This window comes from Micromonospora sp. CPCC 206171 (assembly GCF_036906755.1).
Taxonomy (GTDB): domain Bacteria; phylum Actinomycetota; class Actinomycetes; order Mycobacteriales; family Micromonosporaceae; genus Micromonospora; species Micromonospora purpureochromogenes.
On sequence record NZ_JBAKHT010000003.1, the window covers coordinates 185,476 to 202,411 of the forward strand.

Annotated in this window: 11 protein-coding genes; 4 read left to right on the forward strand and 7 right to left on the reverse strand. The window is 71.4% G+C overall.

The window, feature by feature from the left end:
- Position 1: 1 nt before the first annotated feature.
- Positions 2–7,540 carry a DNRLRE domain-containing protein gene (locus V6U89_RS05920; protein WP_334569612.1) on the reverse strand — a complete coding sequence of 2,513 codons (7,539 nt, stop codon included), beginning with the start codon at positions 7,538–7,540 and terminating at the stop codon, positions 2–4.
- A 556-nt stretch (positions 7,541–8,096) separates the two neighbouring features.
- Between V6U89_RS05920 and V6U89_RS05925 the strand changes: the two genes are divergently transcribed.
- Complete coding sequence (locus tag V6U89_RS05925) at positions 8,097–8,309, forward strand: exodeoxyribonuclease VII small subunit (protein ID WP_088964870.1); 213 nt, start codon at positions 8,097–8,099, stop codon at positions 8,307–8,309.
- Between the two features lie 70 nt (positions 8,310–8,379).
- Here V6U89_RS05925 and V6U89_RS05930 read toward each other — a convergent pair whose 3' ends face one another.
- From V6U89_RS05930 to V6U89_RS05940, 3 genes are all read right to left on the reverse strand, one after another.
- Positions 8,380–9,225 (reverse strand): hypothetical protein, encoded by an 846-nt coding sequence (locus V6U89_RS05930; RefSeq protein WP_334569613.1) that lies wholly within the window; start codon positions 9,223–9,225, stop codon positions 8,380–8,382.
- Between the two features lie 231 nt (positions 9,226–9,456).
- Positions 9,457–10,272: a hypothetical protein gene (locus tag V6U89_RS05935; protein ID WP_334569614.1), complete on the reverse strand. Its 816-nt coding sequence runs from the start codon at positions 10,270–10,272 to the stop codon at positions 9,457–9,459.
- Positions 10,273–10,369: 97 nt separating this feature from the next.
- A complete protein-coding gene (locus V6U89_RS05940) occupies positions 10,370–11,185 on the reverse strand; it encodes a DUF4245 domain-containing protein (RefSeq protein WP_334569615.1) in 816 nt (271 codons plus the stop codon).
- 158 nt (positions 11,186–11,343) lie between these two features.
- Here V6U89_RS05940 and glpX point away from each other — a divergent pair, with 158 nt between their 5' ends.
- Complete coding sequence (gene glpX / locus V6U89_RS05945) at positions 11,344–12,378, forward strand: class II fructose-bisphosphatase (RefSeq protein WP_088963962.1); 1,035 nt, start codon at positions 11,344–11,346, stop codon at positions 12,376–12,378.
- A complete protein-coding gene (locus tag V6U89_RS05950) occupies positions 12,375–13,346 on the forward strand; it encodes a DMT family transporter (RefSeq protein ID WP_334569616.1) in 972 nt (323 codons plus the stop codon). The genes glpX and V6U89_RS05950 overlap by 4 nt, the downstream gene beginning before the upstream one ends.
- A 33-nt stretch (positions 13,347–13,379) precedes the next feature.
- Here V6U89_RS05950 and V6U89_RS05955 read toward each other — a convergent pair whose 3' ends face one another.
- Positions 13,380–14,297, reverse strand: coding sequence for an NAD-dependent epimerase/dehydratase family protein (locus V6U89_RS05955; RefSeq protein WP_334569619.1), 918 nt, complete (start codon positions 14,295–14,297; stop codon positions 13,380–13,382).
- A 141-nt stretch (positions 14,298–14,438) separates the two neighbouring features.
- Between V6U89_RS05955 and V6U89_RS05960 the strand changes: the two genes are divergently transcribed.
- On the forward strand, positions 14,439–15,128 hold the full coding sequence (locus tag V6U89_RS05960; RefSeq protein ID WP_334569620.1) for a TetR/AcrR family transcriptional regulator: 690 nt from the start codon (positions 14,439–14,441) through the stop codon (positions 15,126–15,128).
- Between the two features lie 8 nt (positions 15,129–15,136).
- Here the strand turns inward: V6U89_RS05960 and V6U89_RS05965 are convergent, their stop codons facing one another.
- Both V6U89_RS05965 and V6U89_RS05970 read right to left on the reverse strand, forming a co-directional pair.
- Positions 15,137–16,105, reverse strand: coding sequence for an NAD(P)/FAD-dependent oxidoreductase (locus tag V6U89_RS05965; protein WP_334569621.1), 969 nt, complete (start codon positions 16,103–16,105; stop codon positions 15,137–15,139).
- A 118-nt stretch (positions 16,106–16,223) separates the two neighbouring features.
- Complete coding sequence (locus V6U89_RS05970; RefSeq protein ID WP_334569622.1) at positions 16,224–16,877, reverse strand: rhomboid family intramembrane serine protease; 654 nt, start codon at positions 16,875–16,877, stop codon at positions 16,224–16,226.
- Positions 16,878–16,936: the final 59 nt, after the last annotated feature.

Below are 16,936 nucleotides of genomic sequence, written 5' to 3' on the forward strand. Positions count from 1 at the left end.
ACTACCTCCCGAGCAAATTGGTGGACGGGTGGACGATGGCGTCGAAGTCCACCCCTTGGGCGGCCGCACCCCGCAAGGCCCGCATGTCGGCCGTGAAGATCGGAATCCCCATCCTGTCCGCGGTCCCGAAGATCTGGATGTCGCTGGGTTCGATCTTGTTGGTCGGCTTGAGCGCCGCTGCCCTGGCACTCGGATTGTCAGCCACCACCTCCACCTGCTTCATGAGATCGTCGGCCAGAGACTTCTCGTAGGGACCCGCAAGGCGGCTCACCGCATCCCCGAATTCGTCCGCGGCCGTCTGTGGCATGACCATGCCACGGCCACCGATCTGGGCCCGCAGGCGATCCGCCACATTCTGATCGGCGCTGGCGAGCGCCCTGCCGGTGCCTGAGTCAAGGGCGACCTTGCCCCCCTTTGCGGCCGTACCGGCCTTGGCGGCTTTGGCGAGCTTCCCTACCGGCGTGATGCCGGCCAGAGCCCAACCACAGGCGCTCTTCGAGCCATCGTCGCAGCGCTTGCCGTCGCTGATCCCGGTGAACTCGCCGAATTTGCTGTTGGCAAGCCGGTTGCCGGCCTCCTCCTTCTCCTTCGGATCACCCCCGATGTTGGTGGCCGACCCCTCCTGGAGGTCGCCGCCGATCTGGTCGGCCGTGCGCAGCGCGTCCCCGGCCTTGTCCCACTCCTCGGAGCCGGTGATGTCGTCGCCGATCTCCTTGATCGCGTCGCCGATCTCGTCGAGCAGCGCGAGGTGCCCGTCGAACTCCACGAAGCTGATCGGGTTGCCGCCGGCAAGCGCGTACCGGTTCTGGGTCAGCGGATCGAGGGCCAGCCCCAGGTCGGACAGGGAGTTGTTGAACATGTCCTCCTGGAGGAACCGGCCGACGTCGGGGCCGAACCGGCGGGCGCCCATGTCGTAGCTGGCCGTGTCACCGGGCAGCGCCGACGGCGTGGTGGCCGAGGACTGGGTGCCCGAGTCCTCGCGCTTGCCGGTGTACTGGTACGGGTTGATCGGCGCCTGGTCGTCGGTGTCGCCGCTGGTCAGCGCCTGCGGGTCGGTGTCCGGCGCGTCCGAGCCGCCGTACGCGTCGTAGCCGTAGGAGGCCTTCACCTTGCCGGCGTCGTCGATGAGCTGGGACACCGAGCCCTTGGCGTCCTTGCCGTAGCTGTACCAGTCCTCCGAGCCGCTGGTGTTGCTGCGGTCGGTCATCGACATCCGGCGGCCGTACGCGTCGTAGGAGAAGGTCTTGGTGCGCGGGTTGTCACCGCCGGCCTGCTTCTCCTCCGTCACCTGGGTGCTCAGGCCCTGGTAGGTGAAGTCGGTGGTGCGGTCCTTGCCGGTGCCGGCGTGGTCCTCCACCTCCTTGCTCGTGCGGTCCAGGGCGTCGTAGGTGTAGTCGGTGCGATCGGTGGGCGTCGCACCGCCGCTGTACTGGCGGACGCCGGCCAGCCGGTTCAGGTAGTCGTAGGCGTAGTCGGTGATCAGGTTGGCGGAGCCGCCCTGCCCGTCGCTGCGCCCACAGTCCGCCTGGCTGCCGGCTGCCAGGGTCAGGCAGTCGGTGTTGCCGTCCTGGTCGTACCAGTACTTGCCGGTGGCGCCCCCGGTCGAGACCTCCTTGAGCTGGTCGGCGTCGTACCGCTTGGTGGTGGTCGTTCCGGTATCCGCGACCTCGGTGGTCACGTTGCCGGCCCGGATCGCCGTGTTGCCCAGCAGGTTCGCCGGCTCGTCGAACTTGTAGCTGGCGACCTTGCCCTCGCGCTTCTGGTGCTTGACCAGCCGACCCCGTGCGTCGTACTCGTAGGTCGCCAGACAGGTGGCCGGGCCTACGCAGGTGGTCGCTCCGTCGCCCTCCGCCCGCTTGAGGATGAACCGGTCGCTGGTGCGGTGCCCGTCGACGTAGCGGTTGGCGTCGTCGTAGTAGCCGACGTCGTGCGACTCGGTCACCGTGCCGGTCGACGAGGTCGTCCTCAACGTCCGGAGCTTGCCGTTGTCGAAGAACGTCCAGTCGGTGGTCTGCTTCTTCGACCAGGCCGTCGAGTCCGTCGTGCAGCCGTCACCGGCCCGGAAGAACTCCCGCTTCTTCTCCAGCCCGTCGCCCCAGAACGTGTTGACGATGCGCTGGTCGCCCTTGCAGGCGCCGTCCGTGCCCAGGTCGAGCTGCGTGGCGAGCCAGTCGTTCTCGGCGTAGGTGAGCTTGTACGTGCGCGGCGCGTTGGTCTCGCTCCCGGCGTCCGTCTCCTCGCCGTTCTCGGCTCGCTCGGCGATGTTGCCGGCCAGGTCGTACTTGTAGGTGGCGAACCGCCAGTTGGTCTGGTCCTCCTTGCGGTGCCGGACCTTGGTGATCTCGCTGAAGGCGTTGTACGTCGACTGCGTCCGGACCGCCTTCTCCCCCGGGTCGGTGAGGCCGGCGGCGTCCAGCGCCGCGACGAGGTTGTTCTCCGCGTCGTAGGTGTAGGTGCTCGCCTGCCCCTTGCGGTCCACGCGCCGCCGCTGCTGCCCGTCGTTGAAGTACTCCCAGGTCATCCGGCGGTCGTCGTCGAGCTGCCCGGGCGTGCTCTTCAGCTCGACCTGCCGCTCGATCTGCCAGCCCTGCGCGCTGTAGTCGAAGTGCACCATCGGGTTGCGCGGGTCCTTCGACGTACGGATCCAGCCCGGGTCGAAGTACGTCATCCGGGTCCGGGCGTTGTCGGTCACCGACGCCGGGTCGGACTGGGTGACCGGCAGGCTGGTCCAGGCCAGGTTGCCGTTGGCGTCGTACGACTGGTGCTGGTACTGCCGCTCGGTGCCGTCCTTGGCGTCGAAGGGCAGCGCCACCCGGGTCATCAGGTTGCGAGCGTCGTAGCTGTACGACGTGACGTAGTCGGTGTACGGGCCCGCCCCGCCGGCGTCCGAGCCGCGCGGCGAGATCATCCGCGACCGGTTGCCGTTCCTGTCGTACTCCATGCGGGTGGTGGCCCACCGGCCGGTCGCCGCGTCGATCAGCTCCTTGACCAGGACCGGCGCGTCGCGCTGGTCGTAGTCCGTAGTGCTCTGCCGGGTACGGCCGGTGACGATGGCCTGCTGCTGTCCCTTGACGTTGCCGTTGGCGTCGTAGTCGGTGGTGGTGGTGTTGCCCAGCGGGTCGTGGCTGGCCGTCTGCCGGTGCGCGGCGTCGTAGTCGTAGGTGGCGGTGTAGCCGACCCCGGTGAGCGGGCCGGTGCCCGGGCACTGCACCGACGCCACGTCGGCCCGCGGCGAGGTGACCGACCGCAGGTCACCCGCGACGTCGTAGCAGAGGTGGGTGTAGCGGACGTCCGTCGGCCCGGTGCCGTAGCGGGCCTCCCGGGTCTGCCGGTCCAGGGCGTCGTAGCTGTACAGGGTGGTGTGGTCGTCCGCCACGGTCGCGCTGAGCACACCCTTGGGGGACGTGGTCCGCACCATCCGGCCGGCGTCGTCGTAGCCGAAGGTGCTCCGCTCGCGGGCCGGGTCGACGCTGGTGTCAGAGTTCGACACCGTGATGGGCCGGTCCATCGCGTCGTACGCGGCCACCGCGTACGAGCCGGCGGTGCCCAGCTCGGTGGCGGTGCCGAAGTGCGGGTCGACGCGGCGCGTCACGTTGTCGTTCGCGTCGAACTCGACGCTCGACCAGATCAGCTGACCGCGCTCGGTGGCAGTCGACTTCGGGGCGCTCTGCCGCCCCATCCGGTGAAAGCTGTCGTAGTCGAAGAACGACTTGTAGGCCCGCTCGTCGGTGCCGCTGTCCCCGACATGGTTCGGGTCCTGGACCCAGCGCAGCAGGCCGTCGACGTCGTAACCGAACCGGGTGACGTTGCCCAGCGGGTCACGCATCTCGGTCGGCTGACCCGAGAGGTCGTAGGACGGGTAGGTGGTGGGCGCGTTGCCGTTGGCGTCGCGGACCGCGGCGACGGTGCCGGGGGCGGCGCTGCCGGCCAGGTTGTAGTCGTAGTCGCTCACCGCACCGGTCGGGTCGGTGATCTTGTCGATGTTCCCGGCGGTGTCGTACGAGTACCGGGTCAGGTAGTCGTTCTCGACCAGCGGGGTGGCGACCCCCTTCGGCGAGGTGACTGTCTCGATCAGGGAGAGGTGCTTGCCGACGTCCGAGGGGTCGACCGCCTGATCGAGGTAGGTCATCTTGGTGGTGTTGCCCAACTGGTCCGTCTGGAGCGTCGGGTAACCGTTGGGGTTGTACTCGTACGTGGTGAGCTTCCCAGTCGGCTCGGTGACCTTGCTGACCTTGTAGTCCGCCGACCACTCGACCCCGGTGGCCTGGTTGAGCGGGTTGACGATCCGGGTCACCTTGCCGGTGGTGTCGTAGGTGTACTTGGTGGTGCGCGACTCGGGGGCGGCGACGGTGGTGACGGAGTTGTCCGGGTCATAGGCAAACGTCGTCGTCTTGTCGGCCCGGTTCGTCCGCGACTTCAGCTTCCAGCGCAGCTTCGGGTCGTCACTCGGCCCGTAGTAGGCGAAGGTCGTCTCGGTGCCCCGCGGGTCCCGCACGCTGTACAGGCGGCTGGACTGGTTGCCCACCTTCGCCGGCGGATTGACCCGGACCTCCGGATCGGGGATCGCCGGGCCGGTGCCGTTGGAAACGGTATACGTGAAGACGAACGACCGGTCCGTCAGAGCGGCCCCGGCGGCGGTGGTGCCGCCACGCTGGGTGAGCCGCAGCAGATTGCCGTCGTCGTAGTAGTCGAAGTCCAAGGCGGAGCCGGAGTGGTCCGTGATCCGCTGGACGTTGCCCCGGACCCGCGCCTTCTTGATCTCGTCCTTTGACCAGTAGTCAATGGTGAAGGCCCGGCCGCCCGGGTCGGTGACCCTGGTGATCCGCTTCTTCGGCCCGCCCGGGTCCTCACCCGGCGGGGTGTCCTGCAGGGTGTAGGTCAGGGTGTTGTCGTTGCGGTCGGTCACGGCGGTCGGGTAGCCGTCCGCGTCGAACCAGTAGGTCACCTTGTCCGGCCGGGTGAGCCGCCAGCGCCGATCCGCCGGGTTGGTCGGCATCTCCCGGAGGTAGAGGTTCACCCCGGGTGGCTCCTGCCACCGGGTGCCGCCCGCGCCGTCGTCCTGCCCGGTGAAGTGGTGCCGGGTGCCGTCGCCGTCGATCAGGTCGACCTCACGCGGGTTCGGCCGGGGGTGCAGGTCGAGCTGGCTGCCGATCCGGACCAGCCCGCTCATCGACATGGAGAAGTTGTTCCCCGCCGGGCTGCGGGACTGGTCCTCGAGGGTGTTGTAGGTCAGGTCGACCATGCTGGACAGGCCCCGCCCGGGCGCGAAGAAGGGCGAGTAGCGCACCAGCATGTTGCCGCTGGCCACGTTCGTCATCGTGGTCATGCCCGCGCCGACGTCCTCGGCGTCGTACTGCCAGTAGCGTTCGAGGCCGAGCAACTCGTTCTTCATCACCGTGATGTCACGGACAAGGGGCTGGTCGCCCTTGGTGGAGTGCCAGGCCTTCGACACGGTGTTGTAGAGGTCGAAGCGCAGCTCGTACTGGCCCATCCGCAGGCCCGGCGGCAGCTTCGGGGGCTGCACGGTCACCGGCACCGGCGTGCTGGCGGCCGGGCCGATGGTCGGGAAGGTCCCGTCGGCCTTGCCCTGGAGCAGGACCGCGCCGTTCTTCGCCACCCAGCGGTACCACAGCTCGGTGTTCGCGGCGCTCCAGGTCGCGGTGGACTTGTTCGCCACGCTCAGCTGGGTGCAGAACGCCTCGGCCGGGCAGGTGCCGCCGGTCGCCGGCGCCATCTGGGTAGGGGCCTGCGCGACCGAGACACCCAGGCTGCCGCCACCGATGCCGCTGCCGTCGACTGTCCCGGTGTACGGGTCCTGCGTGGGCGCCGACGCCGACGGGTTCTCCCGCATCACCGCGGGCACGTCGGCGTCCGTCGAGTACGGCTGGGCCACCGTGACGTCGGTGTCGTACTGACTGTTCGGGTCGTTCTTCAGGTAGACGGTGACCGGCGCGGACGCGGCCGACACCCGCCCCATGGAGTCGAACTCCCGGTGCTGCACCTGGTGGGCGCCGTCCGCCCAGGGCTCCAAGGGATTGCTGGTGTTCCAGATGAGCCCACAGCCGTGGATCAAGCCTTGGTCCCAGACGCCGCAATATTCGCCAGAGGTGGTCACAGGAACGCCGTCGACCAGCAGCTCGAAGCCCGCGACTCCCGAACCCGGTTGATACGCGTCCTGAGCGATCTCAACCGTCCGGGCACCCGAGATCACCGCATCGGGCCCGATTCCCGCGTGCCACTGCATCTGGGAGTCGAGGGGAGCCAGGGCGGTGAACCCGACCTCCGGCGATGCCGTGGTGTTGCCGGCGACGTCGACCGCTTGCGCCACCACCCCGTGGTAGCCCTCGGCAAAGGTCGGTTTCACCGTGAACGGCGCGCTCGTGTCCTCACCCAGCAGCATGCCGTCCTCGTAGAACCGGACCTTGGTGACCTGGATGTCGTCCCCGACGCTGGCGCGCAGGATCACTGACCCCGTGGTCACCTGCGCACCCTGCTGCGGCTCGGTGACGAACACCTGAGGTCCACGCGCGGCGGTCTTGTCACTGAAGGTGACGGTCAACGTGGGCGCCTGCGCCCCGGCGTCGTCGGAGTGGTAGGTCAGGTAGGAGTTCGTCGCGCCCGGCGTCTCGGTCGGCGCGGCGAGTACCGCACCGTGGTTCGGCGCGACGCCGGCGACCCACTGGCGGACCAGCGCGGCGACGTCGACACTTTCGCTGCCAGCGGCGGTGCGGCTGCGCGCGGGAAGGGTGGCCGAGGCCGCCTCGATGTCGCCACCAGCGGTGCGCCAGCGCACCCCGGCCTGCGCCTCGTTCCAGTTGGCCCCGGAACCGTCGCAGGCCCCGGTCGCGGCGCCCTCGCTCCACTCCCGGTTGATCCGGCGCACGCCCACCTGGCCGCCGTAGCCGCTGCCCTGGTAGGACATCGACAATGTCGCCGCGCTGACCGTCGCGCCGGCCGGGATGTCGCGCAGATCGAAGCGGACGAGGGAACGATAGACGTGGCCGTCGGAAGCGGTGCCCACGCGCATCGTGGTGGCCGCGCCGTTGTTGAACCAGTCGTCGCATCCCTGCGGGGAGGTGGTGTCCCGGTGTACGAAGGTCCCGCCGCCGGTGCCCAGGCTGGCCGGCACGGTCAGGCGCGCCGTGTCACGGGCGGGCAGCCAGGCGGTCAGCTCGTTGGAGGTCACCTCGCTGCTGCCGGTGCTGCGCACCCGGTAGTAGAAGGTCCGCTCCGGCGCGCCGGTGGTGTCCGCCCAACGGGTCACCGACGGATCACCGATCCGGGCCAGCAGCGTGGCGGCGGTGGGGGTGAAGCCGACGGTGGTGGACCGGTGCACCTCGTACCCGCTGCCGGTGTCGGGCCGGTTCCAGCGCAGTTCGGCGCCGGTGGCCCGGAGCAGTGGGGCGGCCAGGTTGATCGTGGCGGCCGCCCGGGCGGCGGGCGCGCCGGGGTGCGACGGCAGCACCGGCACCCCGTAGAGCATGAGCCCCAACAGGGCGAATGTGAGCAGCAGTAGTCGAACAGGCGGCTTCCAGGCCATGCGTGAGGCTCCCCCGTGTTCCATCCCGGACCGACCTGCTGCCGGTTCGGACAGTGATCCCGCAGGCACGATGCGTGCGGAAAAGCCACCGTCGCAGGGCGCCGATCAACCGGTCAACGAGCTCCTCTCACAACATCCTGGGAATCAGACAACTGCCTCCTGAGTCGCCAAACAGGAATGGATTGCTTCCAAGCGGTCCACCCAACGGACTGCGGCGGACGGTCCGTTCAGGGGCTCGGTCCTACGATCCGGCCGAGGCGAGCCTCGGGAGATCAGCCGACAATGGCAGCTGAGCTGGGACTTCCTGCGCATCGGCGACCAGGCCCCGGAGACGCGACATCGCGACGGTGGTCAATAAGGCAAGGTCGGGCGTGTCGCAACACGAACGGGAGGTACGGAACGACGGCGGCATGGAAATTTCATCGAACGGTCAGCCCGGTGAACGCCCACCTGCGGCCGCCCCCGCAGCCGGACCCGCCTTCCGGCCGCTCGCACGCCTATCGGTCGGCGACCGGTCGGCGGCCCACGTGCCCGGCGATGTGGTGGGATGTACGCGATGACTGACGAGACGAAGGACGAGCGGCTCAGCTACGAGCAGGCTCGCGCCGAGCTGGCCCAGGTGGTCGAGAAGCTGGAGGCCGGCGGCACCTCGCTGGAGGAGTCGCTGGCACTGTGGGAGCGCGGCGAGAAGCTGGCCGAGGTCTGCCAGCGCTGGCTGGACGGCGCCCGGGCCCGCATCGACGCCGCCCGGCAGGCCGCCGACTCCTGATGCCCGCTTCGCGCAGCGGACAGCAGGCGGCGGGGCGGCCGACAGCCGCCCCGCCGCCGGAGTCGTCAGCTCAGTCGAACAGGTTGTAGAACTCCTTGGGCGCCTCGACCACCTGGTCGGCCGGCGGCTTCTGCGCGGCGGCGGCGTTGCCGTAGTCCGAGTAGGTGACCTTGATGTCCTGCGCGGCGTTCTGGCCGGCGGCCGGGATCTGGACCACCATCTCGCTGAGCCGGCCCTGCGGGTCCAGCTTCGCCGTGAACGGCACCGACTTGGCCTGCGGGCCGAGCGCGGTGATCACGGACTGGTCCACCGAGCCCGCCTCGGCGGCCCTCGACACGTCGAGCGTGCCGGCGTAGGTGCCCTGGCCGGTCTGCCGTACCTCGGTGATGCCCTGGGTCAGCACCTCGCTGCCGGCCGGATCGATCTTGTCGAAGTCGAAGCCCAGCGCCTTGTTGCCCTTGATCCGGGTCTGGTCGAGGTGCTGGTACTTGCCGAGGTTGAGCTTCTCCGCGCCCGGGATGCTGCCGGCGGACTTGCCGCCCAGCTCCAGCTTCACCCAGCTGTCCGGCTTGGCGTGGATCAGGTCGAGCTTCATCGACAGGTCCGAGGACGCGTCACCGATCAGGACGCGCATCTCGGCGCTCTGGCTGGGCTCGTGCACCTGCCCCTCGGCGCTCGAGCCGGCGCCGGACATGGTGAACCGGAAGTTGCCGTTCCTGATCTCGTTGGTGGAGTTGAGCAGGGCCTGCTTGGCGTCGCCGTTGACCGCGCCGGAGGCGCCCGGCGAGGCGCTGCCGGAGACCGTGGGGGACGCGGAGGCCCCCGCCTCGCCGGTCCCGGTGCTGTTGCAGGCGGCAAGCCCAGGAGTGAGCAGCGTCGCGGCGAAGACCGCCGCGCTGAAGCGCCGAATGGTCACGTGAACCTCTCAAGTGGGTCGTCCGGCCCGCGGGGGCGCCGGAGGCGTGGCGTCGAGGCCTTGCACCTGCCCCGCCGCACGAGTCCCGTCCGGCCGACGGAACGAGCCGGCGAGGTCGCGTACCTTCTGTTCCCTGACGCCGCGTTCGGCAATCCCTGTCCGGTCCACCTGATGGAACGCCACTCCTCGGGTGGGGGCGGCGGACCACGCCGCACCCACCCGAGCGGGCGGTCAGTCCTTGAACATCTCGTAGATCTGGTCGGACGCCTCGACGACCTGCTTCGCCGGGGGCTTCTGCACCGGCGTGGCGGTGCCGTAGTCGGCGTACCGCACGGTCATGTCGTAGGCCTTGGTGTCACCCACCGCGGGCATCTGCACGGTGAACTCGGTCAGCCGGCCCTGCCCGTCGAGCTTGGCGGTGAACGGCAGGGCTCCGGCCTTCTCGCCCAGCTTCTTGATGTCGTCGGCGTCGAGCATGTCCGAGTCGGTGAGCTTGCTGGCGTCCAGAGTGCCGGCGTAGGCCCCCTCGCCGGTCTGCTTCACGTCGGTGACCGCCTTGACCAGCGCGTCACTGCCGGCCGGGTCGACGTCGGCGAAGTCGAACTCCAGGTTCTTGGCGCCCTTGACCTTGGTGCGGTCGATGTGCTGGTACTTGCCCTTCATCGCCTTGAAGGCGGGGATGGCGTCGGCCATCTCGCCGCCGAGCTCCAGCTTCACCCAGCTGTCGGTGTCGATGAAAACGAGGTGCATGTTCATCGACATGTCGTCGGCGGAGGCCGCGCCGGTGGCGATCTTCATCTCGGCGCTCTTGGACGGAAGGTGCACGGTGCCGCCACCGTTCACCTCCGGCCCACCGGTCATGGTGAAGGTGAAGTTGCCCTTGCTGATCTCCTGGGTGGAGGCGAGCAGGGCCGCCTTCGGGTCGGCCGGGGTCGGCGAGGCGGCGGCCGTGCCGTCGGAGTCGGCGGACTCCGACTTGCAGGCGGCCAGGCCGGGAACGAAGAGGGCGGCGGCGAGGACACCGGCGCTCCACCGTCGAAGGTTCACGTTGTTCTCTTTCCGCGAGTCTGCACCCGGCCACGACGGGCCGGGAATCGAGCCGGGGCAGCCTAACGGAAGGCGGTCCCGCCGGGGTCCCGCGGCGTCAGCGCAAGGCGCCGGCGAGCTGCCGCAGCTCGTTCTCCCGGGCGTCGCCGATCACCAGGATCGTGCGGTTCGGTTCGAGCAGCACCAGGGCCTGGTCGTTGCCCCGGCCGGTGTACCGCTGCCAGTTGCGCCCGCCCAGGTCGGTGGGCCCCTGGGGCTGCCCCTCGGCGGTCAGCTCGGCGGGCAGCATCTGCTCCGGCGGCACGTTGCTCTGCACGAGCTGGACGCCCCGCCCCTCCGGAGTGAGATAGCCGACACGCAGGTTGGCGCCGCCCTCCACGGTGCGGTAGCTGGCGCTGACCGTACGCCAGCCGGAGCCCAGCCCCGCCGGCTCGCTGATCGGGAAGGCGTTCGCGGCGCGGGCCTGCTCGTAGGCGGGCGCGGCGTCGATCACGGTCGGCGCCTCGCCGCCGAGGAAGCCCCGGTAGAAGGCGACCAGCAGGGCGATGGGGACGAGCAGCACCAGCAGCGAGAGCGCCATGTCCTTCGGGGACCGCTCGGAGCGGGACTTCTCCTTGGCGGCTGGCCGACCGCCGGCGGCCGGCCGCGCCGGCGGCACGTCGGCCTCCACTGCGGCGGCGTCGGGCGCCGGCTCGACCAGCGCCGGCTCGCCGCCGCCAGCGCCGGCGCCGGCGGTCGTCTCCACCAACGCCGCCTCGGTGCCGGCCTCGGTCGCGGAGCCGCCGACGGCCGGTCCCTTCGACGGGCCGGGCCCGGCCACCGCGTCGGTCGCCCCGGTCGGGGTCACCGGCGGCTGGCCGTCGGGCGGGGTCTGGTCGGCGGGTACGCGGTCGGCAGGCTGTGCGGGGTCCACCCGTCCATTCTCGCAGCCGCGCGGGTGACCGATCCCGCCCACCACCGCCCCGCCCCGGCCCCGGACCTGTCATCGTGTGAGGATCAGCGACAAAGCCGGCAGCGGCGACCGCAGCACCCTGCCGGTCCACCCCGCAACGTCGCGAGGAGGAAGCCGTCATGACGACGAACACCAGGACGCGGATCCCCCAGGATCTCGACCGCAACCTTGCCCTCGACCTGGTCCGGGTCACCGAGGCAGCGGCGATGGCCGCCGGCCGGTGGGTCGGCCGGGGCGACAAGGAGGGCGGCGACGGGGCAGCCGTCGACGCGATGCGCAAGCTGATCAACTCGATCCCGATGCGCGGGGTGGTGGTGATCGGCGAGGGCGAGAAGGACAACGCGCCGATGCTCTTCAACGGCGAAGAGGTGGGTGACGGCACCGGTCCCGAGGTGGACGTCGCGGTGGACCCGGTCGACGGCACCACGCTGATGAGCAAGGGCATGCCGAACGCGCTGGCCGTGCTCGCGGTCTCCGAGCGCGGCGCGATGTTCGACCCGAGCGCGGTCTTCTACATGGAGAAGCTCGCCGTCGGTCCGATGTACGCCGACGTGGTGGACATCAACGCCGGGGTGGCCGACAACCTGCGCCGGATCGCCAAGGTCAAGGGCACCGACGTCTCCGAGGTGACGGTCTGCGTGCTGGACCGCTCCCGCCACGACGACCTGGTCAAGCAGATCCGCCGGACCGGGGCGGGCATCCGGTTCATCTCCGACGGCGACATCGCGGGCTCGATCGCGGCCGCCCGCGGCGAGTCCGACGTCGACGTGCTGATGGGCATCGGCGGCACGCCGGAGGGGATCATCTCGGCCTGCGCGCTCAAGTGCATGGGCGGGGCGATGCAGGCCAAGCTCTGGCCGCGCGACGCCGAGGAGCGGGAGAAGGCGCTCGCCGCCGGGCACGACCTGGACCGGGTGCTCAGCACCGACGACCTGGTCACCGGCGACAACTGCTTCTTCGTGGCCACCGGGGTCACCTCGGGCGACCTGCTGCGCGGCGTGCGCTACCGGGCCGGCGGGGCGTACACCCAGTCGATCGTGATGCGCTCCAAGAGCGGCACGATCCGGGTGATCGACTCGTACCACCGGCTGGAGAAGCTGGCCCTCTACTCGGCGGTCGACTTCGACGGCCGGCCGCTGGCCGAGCAGGAGTGAGCGCGACCGGGACGGCGGTCCGTCCGACCGTCCCGGCGTCCCGGCGGATCGTCGCGACCGGGCTGGCGACCGCCTCGGGGGTCACGGTGGCGGTGCAGTCCAGGATCAACGGCGAGTTGGGCGTACGCCTGGCCGACGGGATCGCCGCCGCGGTGGTCTCGTTCGGGCTGGGCCTGCTGGTGCTGCTGGTGCTGGTCCCCGCCACCCCGGGTGGGCGGCGGGGACTGCGCGACCTGCGCGCGGCGCTGCGGGACGGCTCGCTGCGCCCGTGGCAGTGCCTGGGCGGGTTGTGCGGGGCGTTCCTGGTCGCCACCCAGGGGCTCACCATCGGCACGCTCGGGGTGGCGGTCTTCACGGTGGCGGTGGTGGCCGGCCAGTCCGCGAGCAGTCTGGCGGTGGACCGGGCCGGGGTGGGCCCGGCCGGCCGCCAGCCGGTGACGCCGAGCCGGCTGGCCGGTGCGGCGCTGACCGTGCTCGCCGTCCTGCTGGCGGTGGGCGACCGGCTCGGCGACCCGGGGGCCCTGATGCTGGCCCTGTTGCCGCTGCTGGCCGGGATCGGCATCGCCTGGCAGCAGGCGGTCAACGGTCGGGTCCGGGTCGCCTCGGGCAGCGCCCTGGCGGCCACGCTGGTCAACTTCACCGTCGGCACGGCCGCCCTGCTGGTCACCTTCGCCGTCGACGGCGCGGTCCGGGGCTGGCCGACCGGCGTCCTGCCCGCCGAGCCGTGGCTCTACCTGGGCGGGCCGATCGGCATCGTGTTCATCGCGATCGCGGCGGCGATCGTCCGCTTCACCGGGGTGCTGCTGCTCGGGCTGGCCACCATCGCGGGGCAGATCGTCGGGGCCGTACTGCTGGACCTGGTCCTGCCGACCGCGGCCTCGCACCCGGGGCCGGCGACGCTGGCGGGCGCCGCGCTGACCCTGGTGGCGGTGCTGGTGGCCGCGCTCGGCCCAGCGCCCCGCCGCTGAGCCCGGGCCGGGCTCGCGGCGGGTGCCGGCGGGTCAGCGGCGCAGGGCCGTGACCGTCTCCTCGATCGCGTGGTCCAGCGGCGTCGCCTCGATGCCGAGGGTGGCGGTGGCGGCGGCGGAGTCCAGCAGGTACGGCCGGTCGAACTGGTAGGCGGTCTCGCGCAGCTCCCGCGCGAACGGGTCGGCCAGGCCGCCGAGCCAGAGCACCGGGTAGGGCATCCGGGTCAGCTTCGGCGCGGGCGCGCCGACCAGCGCCGCCGCGCGGGTGGCCAGCTCCCGCATGCCGGCGGCGGGCGCGCTGGGCACGTGCCAGGCCCGACCCCAGGCCCGCGCGTCGGTGGCGGCGACGACGAGGGTACGGGCGACGTCCGGGATGTACGTCCAGGTGTGCGGGGCGTCCCAGTCGACCGGGAGGAAGACCCGCCGCCCGTCGAGCACCCGGGGCAGCACCAGCATCGGCAGGGACGTGCCGCCGGCGCCGAGGTAGTCGGAGCCGCGCACCTCGGTGACCCGGGCCCGGCCGGCCCGGTGGGCGGCGAGCGCCTCGGCCCACATCCGGTTGCGCACCCGGCCCTTGGTGCCGGTGGCGGCGAGCGGGGTCTGCTCGGTCATCGGGCCGTCGACCGGCCCGTACCCGTAGAGGTTGCCGACCGTGGCGAGCACGGCGCCGGTCCGCTCGGCGGCGGTGAGCAGCGCGCCGGCCAGCGGCGGCCAGTCGGTCGGCCACCGGTGGTACGCCGGGTTCGCGCAGTTGTACAGCGCGTCCGCGCCCTCGGTCAGCGCGGTGAGCCGGTCGGCGTCGGCGGCGTCGGCCGCGACCCGCTCGACGGCGGGGTGCTCCGGCCCGCTGCCCCGGCGGGTCACCACCCGGACGCGCTCACCCCGCTCGGCGAGGAGACGGGCGGTGGCCGTGCCGACCGGACCGGAGCCGACGATCACGTGCAGCGACATGGGAACGCCTTTCGAAGCGGAGATACGAACCGAGAGCACCGCTCTCACTTGCCGACACCAGCATGACCGCCCACCCGGCGACTCGTCAAGAGCGGTGCTCTCTTTTTTGATTGCCGCTCCGATCCGTGGCAGAGTGGGGCCATGCCCGCTTCCTCGATCCGCGCCCGGGTCCGCGCCGAGATGCTCGACGAGATCAAGGCGGTGGCCCGCCGCCACCTCGCCACCGACGGCGCCAACCTCTCGCTGCGGGCGGTCGCCCGGGACATGGGGATGGTCTCCTCCGCCATCTACCGCTACTTCCCGAGCCGCGACGACCTGCTCACCGCGCTGATCCTGGAGGCGTACGACGCGCTCGGCGACGCGGTGGAGTCGGCCGACGCCGGCGCCGACCGGCAGGACCTGCGCGGCCGCTGGCACGCGGTGTGCCGGGCGGCCCGGGACTGGGCGCTCGCCCACCCCGCCGAGTACGCCCTGCTCTACGGCAGCCCGGTCCCCGGGTACGCCGCACCCGACGACACCGTCCTGCCGGCCCAGCGCCCGCCGGTGACCCTGGTCGGCATCCTGCGCGACGGGCTGGTCGACGGACGGTTGGCCGCCCCCGACGACGAGCTGCCCGAACCGCTGCGCGCCGACCTGGCCGAGATCGCGGCCGGGCTCTTCCCCGGCCTGCCGGAGTCGCTGCTGGCCCGGGGCATGGCCGGCTGGACCCAGCTCTTCGGTCTGATCAGCTTCGAGCTGTTCGGCCGGATCAACCGGACGCTCCCGCACCGGGACGCGTACTTCGACCACCAGACCGGGCTGATGGCCGACCTCATCGGCCTGCCCCGCTGACGGTCGTCTCAGCCGGCGTCGGAGGAGTGGCCCGGGAAGAGGTGGGCGCTCGGGTCGATGGCCACGGCGGCGTTGTTGACCGCGGTCGCCGCCTCGCCGAAGCCGGTGGCGATCAGCCGCACCTTGCCCGGGTACTCGGTGATGTCCCCGGCGGCGAAGACGCGCGGCAGGTTGGTCGCCATCGCGCTGTCCACCACGATGTGCCGGCGGTCCAGCCGCAGCCCCCACTCGGCCAGCGGTCCGAGGTCGGCGGTGAAGCCCAGCGCCGCCACCACCGTGTCGACCGGCAGCGTCTCCGCGTCGCCGCCGCGCACGGTGATCTCGGCGGCGGTCACCGTCGCGTCCCCGTGCAGCCTGGTCAGCTCGGCGTTGACGATCACCCGCACCGGCAGGGCCAGCACCCGGGAGACCGTCGACGCGTGTGCCCGGAACTTCTCCCGCCGGTGCACCAGGGTCACCGAGCGGGCCAGCGGTTGCAGGGTCAACGCCCAGTCGAAGGCGGAGTCACCGCCGCCGACGATCAGCACGTCCCGGTCGGCCAGCGCCGTCGGCTCAGGTACGAAGTAGACGATCCCGCCGCCGACGAAGCTCTCCGCCACCGGCAGCGGGCGCGGGGTGAAGCTGCCCAGCCCACCGGTGATCACCACCGCGCCGCAGCGCAGCTGGTCACCGCCGGCGAGGCCGAGCACCGGCCGGCCGTCGACCTGGGCGAGCTTCTCGGCCCGGGTGCCGAGCAGGTACTCCGGGTGGAACGGCGCGGCCTGCGCGACCAGGTTCGCCACCAGGTCGCGGCCCTTGACGGCGGGGAAACCGGCGACGTCCAGGATCAGTTTTTCCGGGTACATCGCGGTGATCTGCCCGCCCGGCTCGGGCAGTGCGTCGACGACCGCCACGGACAGCCCCCGGAACCCGGCGTAGTACGCGGCGAACAGGCCCGTCGGGCCGGCCCCGATCACCGCGACATCGACCTCGCGCATGGGCGTACCGTCGCTTTCCGCTGGCGGATCAACGCGTGCTGATGCCGACGGTAGGCCCGCCGCCCCGGCCGGGCAAGCATGTCCCGATCTTCGGCGACGCGGTGGCGGGTCGCCCGGCTCAGGGCATCGTCAGAGTCGACTCCGAGTGGTACGGCCCGCCCGACTCGGGCCCGCGGCGCCGGAACAGGATCGCCGCGACCACCCCGCCGAGCAGCCCGAACAGGTGCCCCTGCCAGGAGATCCGCTCGTCGGTGGGGAGGATGCCGAGCAGCTGCCAGCCGTAGAGCAGGCCGACCAGCAGCACCACCGCCAGGTTCCACCAGCTGCGCTCCACCAGGCCGCGGGTCAGCAGGATGCCGAGATAGCCGAAGATCACCCCGCTGGCGCCGACGACCACCGAGTTCGGCGCGCCGGTGAACCAGACGCCGAGCCCGCTGACCAGCACGATGATCAGGGTGGACCAGAGAAAGCGCCGGGTGCCGGCGGCGAGCACGAAGGTGCCGAGCAGGATCAGCGGGATGCTGTTGCTGTAGAGATGCTCGAAGCCGTGGTGCAGGAACGGCGAGAAGAAGACCCCGTCCAGGCCCTGGATGCGGTGCGGGATGATCCCCGCCGCCACGTCGAGGCCGAAGTCGAGCCCCTGGTCGAGGGCCTCGATGAGGAAGAGAAACGGCACGACCGCGCACATGGCGACGAAGGCCCGGCCGAGGGCGGCGTAGAACGCGTCGGTGCCGAACCGGGTCGGGTCGCCGCCCGGTGGGTGCAGGGTCACCCTGACAGGGGTATCAGCATTCGTGGCCGACCGCCACCTGGGCGGCGCGCCGGCCCGGC

Excerpts from the sequence above, each read along its gene's own strand:
- V6U89_RS05920 (WP_334569612.1), bottom strand. The coding sequence starts at position 7,540 with ATGGCCTGGAAGCCGCCTGTTCGACTACTGCTGCTCACATTCGCCCTG.
- V6U89_RS05925 (WP_088964870.1), top strand. The coding sequence starts at position 8,097 with ATGACTGACGAGACGAAGGACGAGCGGCTCAGCTACGAGCAGGCTCGC.
- glpX (WP_088963962.1), top strand. The coding sequence starts at position 11,344 with ATGACGACGAACACCAGGACGCGGATCCCCCAGGATCTCGACCGCAAC.
- V6U89_RS05955 (WP_334569619.1), bottom strand. The coding sequence starts at position 14,297 with ATGTCGCTGCACGTGATCGTCGGCTCCGGTCCGGTCGGCACGGCCACC.
- V6U89_RS05960 (WP_334569620.1), top strand. The coding sequence starts at position 14,439 with ATGCCCGCTTCCTCGATCCGCGCCCGGGTCCGCGCCGAGATGCTCGAC.
- V6U89_RS05965 (WP_334569621.1), bottom strand. The coding sequence starts at position 16,105 with ATGCGCGAGGTCGATGTCGCGGTGATCGGGGCCGGCCCGACGGGCCTG.